General features: G+C 66.7%; 15 protein-coding genes, 1 other RNA gene and 2 pseudogenes. 7 read left to right on the forward strand and 11 right to left on the reverse strand.

Annotated features, from left to right (window positions below):
• Positions 1-4: 4 nt before the first annotated feature.
• Positions 5-169, reverse strand: a complete 165-nt coding sequence (rpmG, locus tag FCI23_RS05035) for a 50S ribosomal protein L33 (protein ID WP_127355271.1) — start codon at positions 167-169, stop codon at positions 5-7.
• Positions 170-235: 66 nt separating this feature from the next.
• Between rpmG and rpmB the strand changes: the two genes are divergently transcribed.
• Together rpmB and rpsN are read left to right on the forward strand one after the other, a co-directional pair.
• A complete protein-coding gene (rpmB, locus tag FCI23_RS05040; RefSeq protein ID WP_136722311.1) occupies positions 236-472 on the forward strand; it encodes a 50S ribosomal protein L28 in 237 nt (78 codons plus the stop codon).
• Positions 472-777, forward strand: a complete 306-nt coding sequence (gene rpsN, locus FCI23_RS05045) for a 30S ribosomal protein S14 (protein WP_136722205.1) — start codon at positions 472-474, stop codon at positions 775-777. Before rpmB ends, rpsN begins: the two co-directional genes overlap by 1 nt.
• Positions 778-843: 66 nt before the next feature.
• Here rpsN and FCI23_RS05050 read toward each other — a convergent pair whose 3' ends face one another.
• From FCI23_RS05050 to rnpB, 4 genes and pseudogenes are all read right to left on the reverse strand, one after another.
• The gene (locus FCI23_RS05050; protein ID WP_136722206.1) at positions 844-1,311 is read right to left on the reverse strand and encodes a class I SAM-dependent methyltransferase; all 468 of its coding nucleotides are present in this window, start codon (positions 1,309-1,311) and stop codon (positions 844-846) included.
• A 25-nt stretch (positions 1,312-1,336) separates the two neighbouring features.
• Positions 1,337-2,132 (reverse strand): annotated as a pseudogene (locus tag FCI23_RS05055) (aminotransferase class V-fold PLP-dependent enzyme); the annotation flags it as partial.
• Between the two features lie 4 nt (positions 2,133-2,136).
• Positions 2,137-3,207 (reverse strand): annotated as a pseudogene (locus FCI23_RS05060) (pyridoxal-phosphate dependent enzyme); the annotation flags it as partial.
• 407 nt (positions 3,208-3,614) lie between these two features.
• Positions 3,615-4,017: RNase P RNA component class A (rnpB, locus tag FCI23_RS05070), an RNA gene on the reverse strand.
• A gap of 506 nt (positions 4,018-4,523) precedes the next feature.
• On the opposite strand from rnpB, the gene FCI23_RS56155 reads away from it, so the two are divergent.
• The 4 genes from FCI23_RS56155 (at position 4,524) to FCI23_RS05085 (ending at position 7,558) form a co-directional block, all read left to right on the forward strand.
• Positions 4,524-4,667 (forward strand): hypothetical protein, encoded by a 144-nt coding sequence (locus FCI23_RS56155; RefSeq protein ID WP_169316683.1) that lies wholly within the window; start codon positions 4,524-4,526, stop codon positions 4,665-4,667.
• A gap of 392 nt (positions 4,668-5,059) precedes the next feature.
• Positions 5,060-5,698, forward strand: a complete 639-nt coding sequence (locus tag FCI23_RS05075; protein WP_136722207.1) for an HD domain-containing protein — start codon at positions 5,060-5,062, stop codon at positions 5,696-5,698.
• 78 nt (positions 5,699-5,776) lie between these two features.
• Positions 5,777-7,252 carry a catalase gene (locus tag FCI23_RS05080; RefSeq protein ID WP_136722208.1) on the forward strand — a complete coding sequence of 492 codons (1,476 nt, stop codon included), beginning with the start codon at positions 5,777-5,779 and terminating at the stop codon, positions 7,250-7,252.
• Positions 7,253-7,345: 93 nt separating this feature from the next.
• Positions 7,346-7,558 carry a lipase family protein gene (locus tag FCI23_RS05085; protein ID WP_211265209.1) on the forward strand — a complete coding sequence of 71 codons (213 nt, stop codon included), beginning with the start codon at positions 7,346-7,348 and terminating at the stop codon, positions 7,556-7,558.
• Positions 7,559-7,875: 317 nt separating this feature from the next.
• On the opposite strand, the gene FCI23_RS05090 is transcribed toward FCI23_RS05085, so the two are convergent.
• The 5 genes from FCI23_RS05090 to FCI23_RS56160 form a co-directional block, all read right to left on the reverse strand.
• Complete coding sequence (locus tag FCI23_RS05090) at positions 7,876-8,694, reverse strand: SAM-dependent methyltransferase (RefSeq protein WP_265737720.1); 819 nt, start codon at positions 8,692-8,694, stop codon at positions 7,876-7,878.
• A 34-nt stretch (positions 8,695-8,728) separates the two neighbouring features.
• Positions 8,729-9,592 carry a helix-turn-helix domain-containing protein gene (locus FCI23_RS05095; RefSeq protein WP_136722210.1) on the reverse strand — a complete coding sequence of 288 codons (864 nt, stop codon included), beginning with the start codon at positions 9,590-9,592 and terminating at the stop codon, positions 8,729-8,731.
• Between the two features lie 321 nt (positions 9,593-9,913).
• Complete coding sequence (locus FCI23_RS05100; RefSeq protein ID WP_136722211.1) at positions 9,914-10,249, reverse strand: YnfA family protein; 336 nt, start codon at positions 10,247-10,249, stop codon at positions 9,914-9,916.
• 255 nt (positions 10,250-10,504) lie between these two features.
• Positions 10,505-10,954, reverse strand: a complete 450-nt coding sequence (locus FCI23_RS05105; RefSeq protein WP_136722212.1) for a peptidoglycan-binding domain-containing protein — start codon at positions 10,952-10,954, stop codon at positions 10,505-10,507.
• 72 nt (positions 10,955-11,026) lie between these two features.
• Positions 11,027-11,179 carry a hypothetical protein gene (locus tag FCI23_RS56160; RefSeq protein ID WP_169316677.1) on the reverse strand — a complete coding sequence of 51 codons (153 nt, stop codon included), beginning with the start codon at positions 11,177-11,179 and terminating at the stop codon, positions 11,027-11,029.
• Between the two features lie 765 nt (positions 11,180-11,944).
• On the opposite strand from FCI23_RS56160, the gene FCI23_RS05110 reads away from it, so the two are divergent.
• The gene (locus FCI23_RS05110) at positions 11,945-12,154 is read left to right on the forward strand and encodes a hypothetical protein (protein ID WP_136722213.1); all 210 of its coding nucleotides are present in this window, start codon (positions 11,945-11,947) and stop codon (positions 12,152-12,154) included.
• A gap of 147 nt (positions 12,155-12,301) precedes the next feature.
• Here the strand turns inward: FCI23_RS05110 and qcrB are convergent, their stop codons facing one another.
• Positions 12,302-13,954, reverse strand: coding sequence for a cytochrome bc1 complex cytochrome b subunit (qcrB, locus tag FCI23_RS05115; RefSeq protein ID WP_136722214.1), 1,653 nt, complete (start codon positions 13,952-13,954; stop codon positions 12,302-12,304).
• Positions 13,955-14,166 lie beyond the last annotated feature (212 nt).

Genomic DNA, 14,166 nt, shown 5'->3' on the forward strand with positions numbered 1-14,166 from the left:
CTCCTCAGCGCTCTTCGCGGAAGTCGACGTGCCGGCGGGCCACCGGGTCGTACTTGCGCAGGGTCAGGCGGTCAGGGTCGTTGCGGCGGTTCTTGCGGGTGACGTACGTGTAGCCGGTCCCCGCCGTGGACCGGAGCTTGATGATCGGGCGCAGTTCGTTGCGAGCCATGATGGCACTATATTGGAAATGACATCCGTTTCCAATACGATCCCTGACAGCGAAGGCAGGTCACCCGTGTCCGCCCACTGCCAACTGACCGGCACCAAGCCCGGCTTCGGCAACGCCATCTCCCACTCCCACCGGCGCACCCCCCGCCGCTTCGACCCCAACATCCAGCGCAGGCGCTACTGGGTACCCAGTGAGGGCCGCTACGTACGGCTGACTCTCAGCGCGAAGGCGATCAAGACCATCGACAGCATCGGGATCGAGGCCGCCGTGGCCCGGATCCGAGCGCGCGGAGGGAAGGTCTGATGGCGAAGAAGAGCAAGATCGCACAGAACGAGAAGCGCAAGGCGACCGTCGAGCGGTACGCGGCACGCCGCGCGGAACTGAAGAAGATCATCCGCAGCGCCGCCACCCCCGAGGCCGAACGCCTGGCCGCTCTCCAGGAGCTACGCCGCCAGCCGCGCAACGCCAGTGCCACCCGGGTACGCAACCGCGACAGCGCCGACGGCCGGCCCCGCGGTCATCTGCGCAAGTTCGGACGGTCCAGGGTGCGCATGCGCGAGCAGGCCCACGCGGGATTCCTCCCAGGAGTGACCAAGTCCTCGTGGTGATACCGCAGCTGGATCACGATAAACGCTCACCGGCTTCGCCGGTGAGCGTTTATCGTCCTGCTTGAGCTATCGGAGCGCGACCAGGACGTAGCTGTTGCCGAACTGCCAGACCGGAACGGCGTGTTCGAATCCCGCCTGGCGCAGCAGCTCGGTGTGATGGGACAGGGTCAGTCCATTGCCGTTGCCGGGCCCGGGCGTCGGCTGCCGGTGCCGGCGTTCGGCGAGCAGATCGGCCAGTTCGGGGTCGTCCGCCACGGCGGTCCACCAGGACTCCCAGTCGTCGTGGGTGAGTGCCTGCTGCCGCTCGGCCCGGCGGTGTCCGATGTGGGCGGCGATCCGGGAGGGCTTGGCACCGTCCTGGAGGAGGTGGTCGCCGTTGACGAGGACTCCCCCGGGTCGCAGCAGCGTCGCGAGCTGTGCGTAGGTCCGCCGCAGAGTGTCCTGGGGGAGGTAGTGCAGCGCGGTGGTGGAGACGGCCGCATCAAGGGGGCGGTCCAGCGCCAGGGCCTCGGTCCAGGCGTCCTCGCCGATCACCGTGTCGACGTAGCGGGCGGCGTCCGCGTGGCCCGCGTGCCTGACGGGCCCAGATGGCCCCGGAGCCGGGCAGTGCCAAGGCCTTGTGCCCGGAGAAGACCACGAAGTCGATATCAAGGCCGGCCATCGACACCGGCAGGTGGCCGATGCTCTGGGCGGCGTCCAGGCAGACCGGCACATCCGGGCCCACCGCCCCGCGGATGCGCTGGACGTTCATGTTCTGGCCGTAGACGTGGTGCACATGGGTGGCCGCGACGAAGCGGGTCCGGGGGCCTACCGACTCCGCCAGCGCCACCCGGGTCGTAGTCGCCGGACGACCTCTGGTACGGCATCTTCCGCACCCGGACCCGCACTCCCTGCCGGCTCAGCAGCTGCTGTGCCTCCAGCCACGGGGACAGGTTGGCCTGGTGGTCGGCGAACGGGACGACGATCTCGTCGCCGTCTGCCAGAAGTGCGGGGAGCCAGTCGCGGGCGATGGTGCGCAGTCCCTCGGTGGTGCCGCTGGTGAAGTGGACGCTGGAGTGCTCCGGGTCCGGGTCGCCGAGGAAGTCCTTGATCCGGTCTCGGGTCCGTTCCACCAGCGCGGTCGAGGCGTTGGCCCATGGGTAGGTGCCTCGGCCGGCGTTGGCGTTGGCCGAGGTCAGGTGGGTCTGGACGGCGTCGAGTACGGCCTGCGGCTTCTGGGCCGTGGCCGCGCTGTCCAGGTAGGCCAGTTCCGCGTGACCGGTGATGATCGGGAACTGGGCGCGCAGGGAGCACTGCCACCGGGTCAAGTCCTCGGGGAGGGCCGCGTCGCGTCCGTAGGCCGTCATGGCGGTCATGCCGTCAGTCCCGGACCAGCGGTGCGCCCGCGTCGCGCCACGCGATGATGCCACCGGCGAGGCTGCGGACATCGAAATGCCCCATGCGGGTCAGCAGCGCGGCGGCGTACCGGGCGGATTTCTCGCCGACGGGACATGCCAGCAGAACAGGCTGCTTCTTGCTGAAGGGCAGCCCGCCTTGTACGAGCTCGTCGAACAGCTCGTCGACGATGTTCATGGACCCCTCGATGCAGCGCGGCGTACGCGAACGGGCTCCGCAGGTCGACCACCAGGGGCCGCTCCCGACCGATCCACTGCTGGGCCTCCTGGGCGTCGATGACCGTGGCCGCGCGTATCTCGGCATCGGACAGATCCGCCACCGAGTTCTTGCGGGGCGGCCGGTGAAACAGGTCGGGCGGCGCTGCTTGACGTAGCCGAGGTAGCTCTCGATGCGGTCGCAGACAATGGAGACTGCTGACGCGCGCTCGGTCAGCGCGGCGTCGGCCTCGCGCAGGTGGCGCACGGTCCCGAAGTAGGCTGCGCCGCCGGTGGGGCCGGCCAGGATGCCGCTGCGGCGGGCGAGCGTCAGCATGCCGGCGATGGCCTCGTCGGAGGTCACCGACTCCATCGTGTCGTAGGTGGCCGGGTCGAAGAGTCCGACCTCGTGGACCTCGTCGATGGTGCGGATCCCGGGGATGAAGTCGGACTTGTGCGCGACCAGTCCGACGACTTTCACTTCCGGGTCGTGCTCGCGCAGCACCCTGGCCACGCCGGTGGAGGAGCCGGCGGTGCCCACGCAGGCGGCGAACCAGTGCGGTGCCCGGCCGTCCAGGTCCTTGATGATCTCCGGGCCGGTGCCGGCGGCGTGCGCGTCGGTGTTGCGGGGGTTGTAGTACTGGTCGGTGTGCAGGTAGGTGCTGCCGGGTTCGGACAGCGCCTGGTGGAAGAGGGTCAGCGGGTCGTCGGTGTTGGTCGGGTCGAGGCATTCGCTCTGCCCGGGCAGCTCTTCGATCTCTGCGCCCAGCAGCAGGAGCAGGTCCTTGATCTCCGGAACCCGCATCCGGTTGGTGACGCTCTTGAACGGCAGTCCGTGCATCAGAAGGTCGTAGTGATCGACGAGCGGACGGTGATGCTCGGCAGCCTCAACGCGCTCTCGCAGAGCTGGACCCGGGAGGTGATGCTGACCATGCACGGCGCGTACTTCGCTCGCAAACTATTGGCCCACCTCAACGCCGAGGTCTTCGCGCGGCCTCTAAATGCGCCAGGTGCGGAGGCACGAGCATCGAGATCCGGCGCCGCACGAACGGCAACTGGTTCTGGCGCTGCTACGACACCATCCGCAAGACGACTCCCACCGGCAGGAGCGACGCCTGGAACCGTGACATCCGACTGAGGGGGACCGGCTGAGAGTTTTCGCCGCCTAACGCAGCAAGTCCCCGAAGGAACGGGAAGGGCCCCCGACCGAGGTCAGAGGCCCTTAGCAGGGGAAACCCCTGGCCCGGCAGAACGAGTCAAGCTGTACGCCGGATTTTGTTGACCGGTCGGCCTCGCGGCCGGCCGGCTGACGGCCATCCATCTAGGACCGGCGTTGCCGCCGGCCTCTTGCGGTCTACCCGCGGACTCGGGCGGGCAGCCCTCGAACGTCCGCGCAGGGCCGCCTGACGGTGGCCCCTTCTTGACCTTGCTCCGGGTGGGGTTTACCTAGCTGCCCAGGTCACCCTGGGCACTGGTGGTCTCTTACACCACCGTTTCACCCTTACCGGGTGCCTTTCGGCCCCGGCGGTTTACTTTCTGTGGCACTGTCCCGCGGGTCACCCCGGGTGGCCGTTAGCCACCACCCTGCCCTATGGAGTCCGGACGTTCCTCGGCAGGACCGGGGTCCTAACGCGGCCGTCCGCTCGGCTCGTCTGCCGTGCTGACCATGGTAGCCGACCAGGCAGAGATCTTGATCTCGCTGCCGTGTCACCGTTCCGCCGGGCTGACGCCCACCCACTGCTCTGCCGACCGGTCGATGCTTGCCCAGGCTGCCGCCCGTGCTGGGAGGCCGATCTGGACGATATGAAAATATCGTCCTCTGTGTCCATCGTCGCGGGAGTTTACGCAGGTCACGGTCCTGTCGCTGAGCGGTGACGCCACCACGCAGGCGGCCTGACCAGTCCAAGGGTGAATTCGACACCGATTCGACCCGGGCTCACCTCGAACATGCTCTGACCTGCGAATATGCCAATTCTTGATGATATCCGGCGTACAGGCCGACCCGTCCGCCGCCACCAGCATGTTTGCCTGAAGAAGGGCCTCTGACCTGTGTCGGAGGCCCTTTCTGATCTTTCAGAGCCTTGCCACGTTAGCTGCCAAAAAGTCCCTCGAAAGTCCTTCGGGCAGAGCTGATTCGCCTGGGGTGACCCACGCATCATGCACACGGCCTTCGCCTGGCGCGACGGCCGCCGGATCGAGATCGCCACCTGGGACTACCCCCTGGACGCCAAGCTCTTCCGTTCGCTGGCCGAGATCGACACCCCGTTGGCGAACTCCGAACCGCAGCGGCCGGGAACCTGACCGGCCACGGGCGGAGCCGACGGCACCGGCCTCGATCTTCTGGATCTTGGCGTCGACTGCGGCGATCTGCATCTGCAGGTAGAGGCGGATCACCCGGGGGCGTTCTGGATCCGGCGGAATCTCGTACACGTTTTCGAGGCTAGCTGGTTGACGAGTCCTGACCTGGACGAGACCGGATGTCCTGGTCAGGACTCACAGCGCTCCGCGCGGGACGAGGCCGTTGTGGGCTGCTCGCTGCCAAGGACAGTTGCCCACAAAAGTGAAATACTTGTCTGGTGAGACCAGGGTGAGCGCCACGCTTGCTGCCCACTGGAATCGGTACCTTCGAGTTTGGCTCCGTAGGCACGGCGTGCACGCGCGTCCCTGGGACCGAGCGGAGGAGGGAATCAGTCGTGAGCGAGAAGATCGCAGGCATCGAAATCCCCGATACGCGGCTGGCGGCCGAGGCCACGGCACTGGTCCGCGAAGCTGAGCCGCCGCTGCTGTTCGACCACTCGCGCAGGGTCTACCTCTTCGGGATGCTGCAAGGGCTACGGCGCGGGCTGAAGCCCGACCCGGAACTGCTCTACGTCGGAGCGATGTTCCACGACCTTGGTCTGACTCAGACATACCGGACCACTCATCAGCGCTTCGAGATCGACGGTGCGAACGAGGCGCGTCGGTTCCTTACCGAGCACGGGGTCGGCGCTGACGATGTCCGCCGGGTTTGGACGGCGATCGCCCTACACACAACGCCCGGTGTTCCGGAGTTCATGGAGCCCGAGATCGCGTTGGTCACCGCGGGTGTGGAGACTGATGTGCTCGGGATCGGCCGTGACGACCTGGATCCCGCGGCGCTCGAAGCCGTCACCGACGCGCACCCGCGACCCGACTTCAAGCGCCGGATTCTGGAGGCCTTCACGGACGGCTTCAAGGACCGGCCAGACACAACCTTTGGCACCGTGAACGCCGATGTGCTGGCCCACTTCGTGCCCGGCTTCCAGCGCATCGACTTCGTCGAGGTCATCCTGAACAGTTCCTGGCCCGAGTAGCTGGCTCGCGGAGACTACTGCATGTGTCAGTCGACGCGTGTAAACGCCAGGTCTACCTCGACCAGAGAGGAGAAAGAGATGAGCAATCAACCACTAACCACCACGGATGCCGGTTGTCCCGTTGCCAGCGACGAGTACTCGCTCACGGTCGCGGCCGGCGGCCCCGTCCTGCTGCAGGATGCCTACCTGATCGAGAAGCTGGCCCACTTCGTCCGCGAGCGCGTTCCCGATCGCGTGTACCACGTCAAGGGCGGCGGCGCCTTCGGCTATTTCGAGGTCACTGCCGATGTCACCGAGTGGACCAAGGCCGCCTTCCTCAATGAGGTTGGCAAGCGCACGCCGATGCTGGTCCGCTGCTCGTCGGTGGCCGGCGAAGAGGGCTACCCGGACACGGACCGCGACGTACGCGGCTTCGCTCTGAAGTTCTACACCGAGGAGGGCAACTACGACCTCGTCGGCAACAACACGCCGGTTTTCTTCGTGCGTGACCCCATGAAGTTCCCCGACTTCATCCACTCACAGGAGCGCATGCCCGACAGCGGCCTGCGCAGCAACAACATGCAGTGGGACTTCTGGACGCTCTCACCGGAGTCGGCCCACCAGGTGACGATCCTGATGAGCGACCGCGGCACGCCGCGTAACTGGCGCCACATGAACGGCTACAGCAGCGACACGTACATGTGGGAGAACGCCGCGGGTAAGAAGTTCTGGGTCAAATACCATTTCAAGACCGAGCAGGGCATCCAGAACTTCACCGACGCCGAGGCCAGGGCCATGCGCGCCGAGGACCTCGACTACCACCGGCGCGACCTGCGGGACGCGATCGCTCGCAGCGACTACCCGTCCTGGCGCCTCGAGATGCAGATCATGCCCTACGAGGACGCGGCCAACTACCGCTTCAACCCCTTCGACGTGACCAAGGTCTGGCCGCACGAGGACTACCCGCCGATCACCGTCGGGCGCTTCGTACTCGACCGCAATCCCGAGAACTTCTTCGCCCAGATTGTGCAGGCCTCGTTCGACGTGGCGAACTTTGTCCCCGGCATCGGGCCCAGCCCGGACCGAATGGTGCTGGGGCGGATGTTCGCCTACGCCGACTCGAGCCGCTATCGCACCGGCCCGAACTATGAGCAGCTGCCGGTCAACCGCCCACTCGACGAGGTGCACAACTACAATAAAGACGGCCCGATGCGCTACGACCACAATGGGAACCAGCCGGTCTACGCGCCCAACAGCTACGGCGGGCCCAAGGCCGATCCGCAGCGCTACCGCGATCCGAGCTGGTTTGTTGAGGCCGCCGAGATCATGCGCACGGCCTACGAGGCGCACAAGGACGACAACGACTTCATCCAGCCCGGCACGCTCTACCGCCAGGTGATGACGCCGACCGACCGCGACCACCTGGTCGACAACATCGTCTGGCACCTGAGCCAGGGAGTGGAGCCCTTCATCCAGGAGCGCGCGGTCACCAACTACTGGACGAAAGTGGATCCCGACCTCGGCGCGCGCGTCGCCCAAGGCCTGGGCCTGAGGACTCTGCAACCAAGCAGGTAGTAGCAGAGGCAATCCGCGTGACGTAGACACCGACACTCGTTCCCATACCTGCTCGCTCGGGACAGCACGGCACCCGTCTGAGAAGGAAGCGTCATGGCGGACAAGATCAACATTGTCTTGGTGCATGGTGCGTTTGCTGACGGCTCGCACTGGCGGCACGTCATCCCCGGCTTGCACCGAGCCGGGTACCGAGTGGTCGCGGCGCAGAACCCGCTGACGTCGCTGGTTGACGACGTCGCACGTACCCGCAAGCTGGCCGAGGTACTCCAACTGATCACCGACGCCGCCGACGCACTGGAGCCCTAATTCGGAAGATCTCGTACGCGCATGGCAGCTGACCTGGGAAGTCCCTGACCTGGGCCGGAGCGCGACTGGCACTGCGGTTCCCCGTGAGTCCCCGGAAGATCCCGCCGGACCGGGCACGCAGCGGGCTCCGGCGCCCAGCTCAGTCACCTCGGTGCCACGCCGTACGTAGTGCGCGCACCAGGCGACCAAGGTCAGCGAAACACATCGAGGTGATGCTGCGGCCCTTTCGCCGCCGCATCGAACTCCTCGTGAACGGTCCCCGGCGTCGAGGTCCGCGCGGCGCCGGACACCTGGCTCGGGCGGTGTAAAAGATCCGCTCAGCGCTTCCTGGCCACGCCCACGTAAAGGGAAACCTCGGCGTCCGTGACGTCGGTCAGGAGCTGGTCGGCGTCGGGCTTCCAGCGGTGCGGCACCTCCACGCCCGGCTCGAGGAGTTCCAAACCATCGAAGAACCGTGCGATTTCGCCTGCGGAGCGCACCTGCGCAAATATGCCGCCGCTGCGGTAGACGTCGATGACCTTCTCCCACGTCTCGGGGGCGAAATCCGGAGTGCAGTGCGAGATGACGAGGTAACTGCCCGAGGGCAGGGCGTCAACCAGAGCTGCGACGAGGTCGTACGGCTTGAACTCGTCCGGGACGAAGTGCAGCAGAGCATTGAGAGAGAGCGCCACCGGCCGGCTCATGTCGAGCGTGGCGTGCAACTCGGCGGCGGTCAGGATCGACTCGGGCTCCCGCACATCGGCATGGATGTAAGCCGTGCGGCCCTCGGCGGTGCTGCGCAGCAGCGCCCGGGCGTGGGTGAGGACGATCGGGTCGTTATCGGCATAGACGATCTTGGCATCCGGGGCGACGCCCTGAGCGATCTGATGGAGGTTCGGCTCGGTCGGGATACCGGTGCCGATGTCGAGGAACTGACGGATGCCCGCCTCTGCGGCCAGCCAGCGGGTCGCGCGGTGCATGAACAGCCGATTGACCTGCGCGCAGGTCTTGATGCCGGGGAAGACGGACACGACATGGGAGGCGGCCGCCCGGTCGATCTCGTAATGGTCCTTGCCACCAAGGTAGAAGTCATACATTCGGGCCGGGTGCGGCTTGCTGGTGTCGATCTCGGCGGCGGGGAAGCCCTGGTCGCTCACGCGGTCCTCCGGTGGTCTTTCGTGGGTGGGTAGTTCAGTTCGCCGGGCGCATGCCGTCGAGGATGGCCTCGGTGCTGTCGGGCGGCGCGGCCTGCGCGCACATCCGGTCCAGTGCTTCCAGGAACGTGGAGACATCGTTGATCTGGTCGAAGTAGGCGGCGCCGACCAGGTTCTCGGCGCAGACGATGTCCGGCAGTTCGCGGATGTGGAACCGGAGGACGTGGAACGGTCCGTACATCGCGGGATGCGGTCCTGCGGAGAACGGGACGATCTGGAGCAGGACGTTCGGCATCGCAGCGCACTCGATCATGCGGCCGATCTGCGCGCGCATGACGTCGGGGCCACCGATCGGACGGCGCACCACCGCCTCGTCCATCACTGCCCACAGCAGAGGCGGGTCTGGCCGGGTGAGCAGTGACTGACGCTCCATCCGCAGTCCCACCCTGCGCTCGATGTCCGCGTCCGGCGCGTGCGGAAGGCCGGCTCGCAGCACCGCGCGGGCGTAGTCCTCGGTCTGCAGCAGCCCGGGGACGTAGTGGGGCTCGTAGGCCCGAATGGAGCTGGCTTCGCCCTCCAGGCTGACATACACGCTGAACCAGTCCGGCAGAACATCGCGGTAACGGTGCCACCAACCGGGTCGGTTCGCCTGCCGGGCCAACGCCAGGAAATCGCTGATCTCGTCTGCGGAGATCCCGTACATGCCGAGCAGCTTCTCGACGTACGGGATCTTCAGGCCGACCTCGGCCTTCTCCATCCTGCGGACGGTGGCATGCGTGACATCGAGCGAGTGTGCGACCTGCTCGTAGGACAGTCCGGCCTTTTCCCGCAGGTCCTGGAGCCGCCTTCCGAGCACCATGCGCAAAGCGGTGGGGGCACCGCCCGACCGCGCGTCACTCACCGCGAGCCGCCTCTGCGATCTTCATGTCGCAAGTCTGCCACGGAGGTTGACGGAGAGGGGTCGCTCATCGATCGATACTCCCGAGTTCACTGATCGACCGCTGCTGTCCAAGCCCGGTAACAGACGCTGATCGGCCCCTTCATAGCCACCCAACCGTTCGGCAAACCCCGTCGCGCCGAGCCCACCGGCCGGATGCTCATTCCGGCTCCTGCCAAGACGCTCGGCCCACACCTCAGCGGTGAGCCAGCCCCTGCTCTCCCAGGCCATGCAGGGCCCGCTGCCGCCCCTCGCCATGCCGGCGAGGGGCGGCAGCACGCCGGATCAGTGGCCGCGCGGCGCGTACATGATGACGGCCATCCCGGCGAGGCAGACCACGGCGCCGACGATGTCGAAACGGTCGGGACGGTAGCCGTCGGCGACCCAGCCCCAGACCAGTGACCCGGCGACGAAGATCCCGCCGTACGCGGCCAGGATGCGCCCGAAATCGGCATCGGGCTGGAGGGTGGCCACGAAGCCGTAGATGGCCAGTGCGATGACCCCGGCACCGATCCAGATCCAGCCCCGGTGTTCACGGACGCCCTGCCAGACCAGCCAGGCCCCACCGATCTCGAAGAGGTCGGCGACGACGAACAGCGCGACGGAGCGGGCGACGACCACGGGAAAGGATCTTTCTGTCGAAGAAGGAGAAAAAGGTGGTGACGGCGGCGGGATGGCCAACATCACTACCTGCGCGGTCGATCGGCGCGCCGCCCAGGGCGCGCCGCTCGACGGCGGTCAGCTCCAGCGGTTCCAGTCCGGTATCGCCCATGTCCCCAGGACAACGCGGCTGTCTGACTCATCGCTACCAGCTGCCCGAACGCGATGCAGGACTCGACTCACGAAGCAACCACCCAACTGCAGACCAGGACACTATTAGCCGTCGGCAAACCGCTTGAACGCGGCCCGGGTCCCCGATCCGGCGATTCCGTCGATCTTGCCGGTGTAGCCCCAGTTGGCCTTCAGCTGGCGTTGCAACGCCTTCACCGTGCCGCTTCCGACGATTCCGTCGATCTTGCCGGTGTAGCCGTAGGCCCTCTTGAGTTCGCGCTGGAACGCCTTCCAGCTATTGGTGCCCAGCTTCCCGTCGATCGCGCCGGTGTAGCCCCAGTACTTCTTCAGCCAGCGCTGGACCTTCTTGGCTTGCGCAGAACTCAGGCCGAGGTTGTTCACCGCGAGCGGGACGACAGCCTCGGAGCTCGCCGCCGACTTCGAGGCCGGCGCGGACGCCGCGAAGCTGGCGCCCGCACCCGCCAGACTCCCGGCGGCAATCCCGACGACGGCAGTGACACTGACGAGTGTCCTCGTCAAAACATTCGGTCGCATTCGTTCCTCTTTCGGGTCGTAGGGCGCACCTGACGCGACCACCCTGCCTGTCACGTCCAGGGCAGATGGCGCTCACCGATGACTCTCCCGCACGTGGTACCGCCCGCGGAGCTGTTGCTCGGCGGGGTGAAGTGCTGCGAAGCGGCGGGTGCGGGCGCGGGGTGTCTCGGTGAGGTAGGCGTCTATGCGGGCGAGATCGGGGTGCTCGCGGAGGACGAGCGGCATATGGCCGATGGCGCGCGGACCGCTATTTACCACAGCATCACGGCCGGGCCAAACCCATGATTCTCCGGATCTGATCCTCCCGCCGGAAGTGGTCAGAATTTCCCGCTGAGTGATCGGCGGGAGATACGCCTGCCTGCCAAAGTGACGACGTTCTCACCCCGGAGATTCGCGATACGCAACCAGACACAACCCACTGTTGAGACAGCGTTTCTGAGTGTGCAGAACGCGGCGAAGTACCTGGGGATTTCGGCGAACACCCTAGCCCGCTCATCGATCCGCTCGAGGGTCGCGGCGCCACCCTGGCCCCGTCGCGATCGGTGCCCTCCGCCCCGAGCCGTCCATCCAGCGGGCCGTGAGGTGTCCCCGGGGTAATGGACGACACGAGCACCACGTGCTTCGCACCTGTTCGCCGGCACTCGACCGGGTGCCGATCACTCGTTGCGCTCAATCGGCAACCGTTCTGGTGGGCTGCCCGCTCATCGGCCCGGGTCCGGTCACGTCTCCGCGTGATCAGCGGCGTTGCTGCCTGCTAGCTGCCTCGGCGGTGCCTACCCGGCGGACACGGCTGAAGACATACAGCCGGAACCCGGTGTTGCGATGCACGCTCTGTGGTTACATGCCCATGGTGGGGAGCGTAATGAGGGGGAAGCTAGTTATTTGTCTTATTTGTCCCTGCGGTAGTACCAGAGGTGAGACGTGGCGGGTGTGCGCGCATGGCCCCGGCGAAGGCGGTCGCAACCGTTGCCCTACGGGTTGTTGCTCCCGGTGGCGCGCGTCGCTACCCCGGCCGCCGCGCGGGAGGTCCGCGAGTTCCTCGATGTCGTGGGGATCCGGTCAACGACGGCTCCCTGCCTGGATGGGCAGCGCACGGCGGCCCGGCCGCAGTGGCGCTTTCTGGTGCTGGTCTTCGCCAAGGACGTCACCCGGGCCAGACGTCTCGTGGACCAGTGGACGCTGCCGGCCGGGACGCCCTGACTCTGCGGCATCCTGCGCCCTCGAAGTAGCGCCTCGCCGCTCTGCCCGCGTCTGCGGTTACGCGCACGGGACAAGGGCGGGCCCGCGTCGAGCGGTGCTCGGCGCGGACCCTGACGCTGCCGTCGTTGTCAGCGGTTCCAGCGGCGATCAGTGGTGGCCGTGGCCGCTGGTGGCCTCCTTGTACTCCTCGACTGTCGGTTTGACGATCTGATTGTTCTCGCCGAAGTAGTCTTCGGAGAGCTTGGCACGAGCCCTGGCGAGCAGGCCGGGCCTGCGTACCACTCCGTTCTCGTCAACCGCGGGGGGCAGCTGGGCCGGCTGGTACTGCTGGTACGCGGTGAGCGTGTACCGCTCGGCAGGCGACAGCGGCTCGTGTGCCTCGACGTACTCGCCGTGTGGGAGCCGCTTGATGATGCCGGTCTCACGGCCGTGCAGCAGCTTGTCCCTGTCCCGGCGCTGCAGGCCGAGGCACATGCGTTTGGTCATCACGAAGACCAGCACGGGAACCGCGAAGAAGCCGATCCGGACGGCCCAGGTGACCGCCTCGAGTGACAGGTGGAACCGGGTGGCGAACAGGTCGTTGGCGCCACCGATCAGCAGGACCATGTACAGCGAGATCCAGGCCGCACCGAAGGCAGTGCGGACCGGGACGTTTCGGGGGCGGTCCAGGATGTGGTGTTCGCGCCGGTCGCCAGTGATCCAGGCCTCGACGAAGGGGTAGGACCACAGCACCGCCAGGACCAGAGGGAAGACCACCAACGGGATGAAGATGCCCAGCACCAGAGTGTGGCCCCAGGCGTTGATCTCCCAGCCCGGCATGATCCGGATCAGACCCTCGGAGTAGCCCATGTACCAGTCCGGCTGGGCGTCGGTGGACACCTGGTCGGGGCGGTACGGGCCGTACAACCAGATCGGGTTGACCTGGGCCACCGCGGCCAAGACCGAAAGTGCCCCGAACACCAGGAAGAAGAACCCGCCGGCCTTCGCCATGTAGACGGGCATAAGCGGCGACCCCACCACGTTCCTCTCGGTCCGGCCGGGGCCCGGCCACTGGGTGTGCTTGTGGAAGAAGACCAGCATCAGGTGTGCCACCAACAGTCCTGCCATGATGCCCGGGATGAGCAGCACATGGAGGGTGAACAGCCGCGGGATGATGGCCGTACCGGGGTATTCCCCGTCGAAGAGGAACATCGAAAGGTAGGTGCCCACCACCGGGACGGACAGAATCGCCCCCTCCATGAAACGGACACCGGTGCCGGAGAGCAGATCGTCCGGCAGCGAGTAACCCATGAACCCGTCGAACATCCCGGAGATCAGCAGTAGGGCTCCGAAGACCCAGTTGAGCTCCCGGGGCTTGCGGAACGCGCCCGTGAAAAAGACCCGCATCATGTGCACGAGCATGGCGGCCACGAAGACGATCGCCGCCCAGTGATGGATTTGCCGGATGAGCAAGCCGCCGCGGATGTTGAAGCTAATGTTCATCGTGGAGGCATAGGCCTCCGTCATCCGGACGCCGTTCAGCGGGGCGTAGGAGCCGTGGTAGACGACTTCCCCCATGCTCGGGGTGAAGAACAGGGTGAGGTACACACCCGTCAGGATGATGATGACGAACGAGTAGAGGGCGATCTCACCGAGCAGGAAGGACCAGTGGTCCGGGAAAATCTTGCGCAGGTTCGCCTTGGCGATGCCGAAGAGGCCAAGCCGGCCGTCGGCCCAGACGGCCACCGCTTCCCCCCGGCTGGCGGGCGTGGCCCGGGAACCGCTGGGCCCGTCGGCGGGGGAGGGGTTCGCGGCACTCATGCGAACTCCCCGCGGCCGGAAGGAGCGCCGACATGGCGAGTGGCGGCGCCGGCGCTCTCAAGCGGGAGGGGCGCCCCGAGGCCCGAACAGAGACCGGCCCGGTCCGGGCGACGGCCGCAGGCGGATGTGGTCATCAAAGCCCTCTCAGTGGGGATGGGCAGCGGACGGAAGGCACGGCCCGGCAAGCAGCGACAGACCATGCTATCGCGGAG

The organism is Actinacidiphila oryziradicis, from assembly GCF_005047355.1.
GTDB classification, from domain to species: domain Bacteria; phylum Actinomycetota; class Actinomycetes; order Streptomycetales; family Streptomycetaceae; genus Actinacidiphila; species Actinacidiphila oryziradicis.

Coding starts and splice junctions, on each gene's coding strand:
- rpmG (WP_127355271.1), bottom strand. CDS start 169: ATGGCTCGCAACGAACTGCGCCCGATCATCAAGCTCCGGTCCACGGCG.
- rpsN (WP_136722205.1), top strand. CDS start 472: ATGGCGAAGAAGAGCAAGATCGCACAGAACGAGAAGCGCAAGGCGACC.
- FCI23_RS56155 (WP_169316683.1), top strand. CDS start 4,524: ATGCACACGGCCTTCGCCTGGCGCGACGGCCGCCGGATCGAGATCGCC.
- FCI23_RS05080 (WP_136722208.1), top strand. CDS start 5,777: ATGAGCAATCAACCACTAACCACCACGGATGCCGGTTGTCCCGTTGCC.
- FCI23_RS05085 (WP_211265209.1), top strand. CDS start 7,346: ATGGCGGACAAGATCAACATTGTCTTGGTGCATGGTGCGTTTGCTGAC.
- FCI23_RS05105 (WP_136722212.1), bottom strand. CDS start 10,954: ATGCGACCGAATGTTTTGACGAGGACACTCGTCAGTGTCACTGCCGTC.
- FCI23_RS56160 (WP_169316677.1), bottom strand. CDS start 11,179: ATGCCGCTCGTCCTCCGCGAGCACCCCGATCTCGCCCGCATAGACGCC.
- qcrB (WP_136722214.1), bottom strand. CDS start 13,954: ATGAGTGCCGCGAACCCCTCCCCCGCCGACGGGCCCAGCGGTTCCCGG.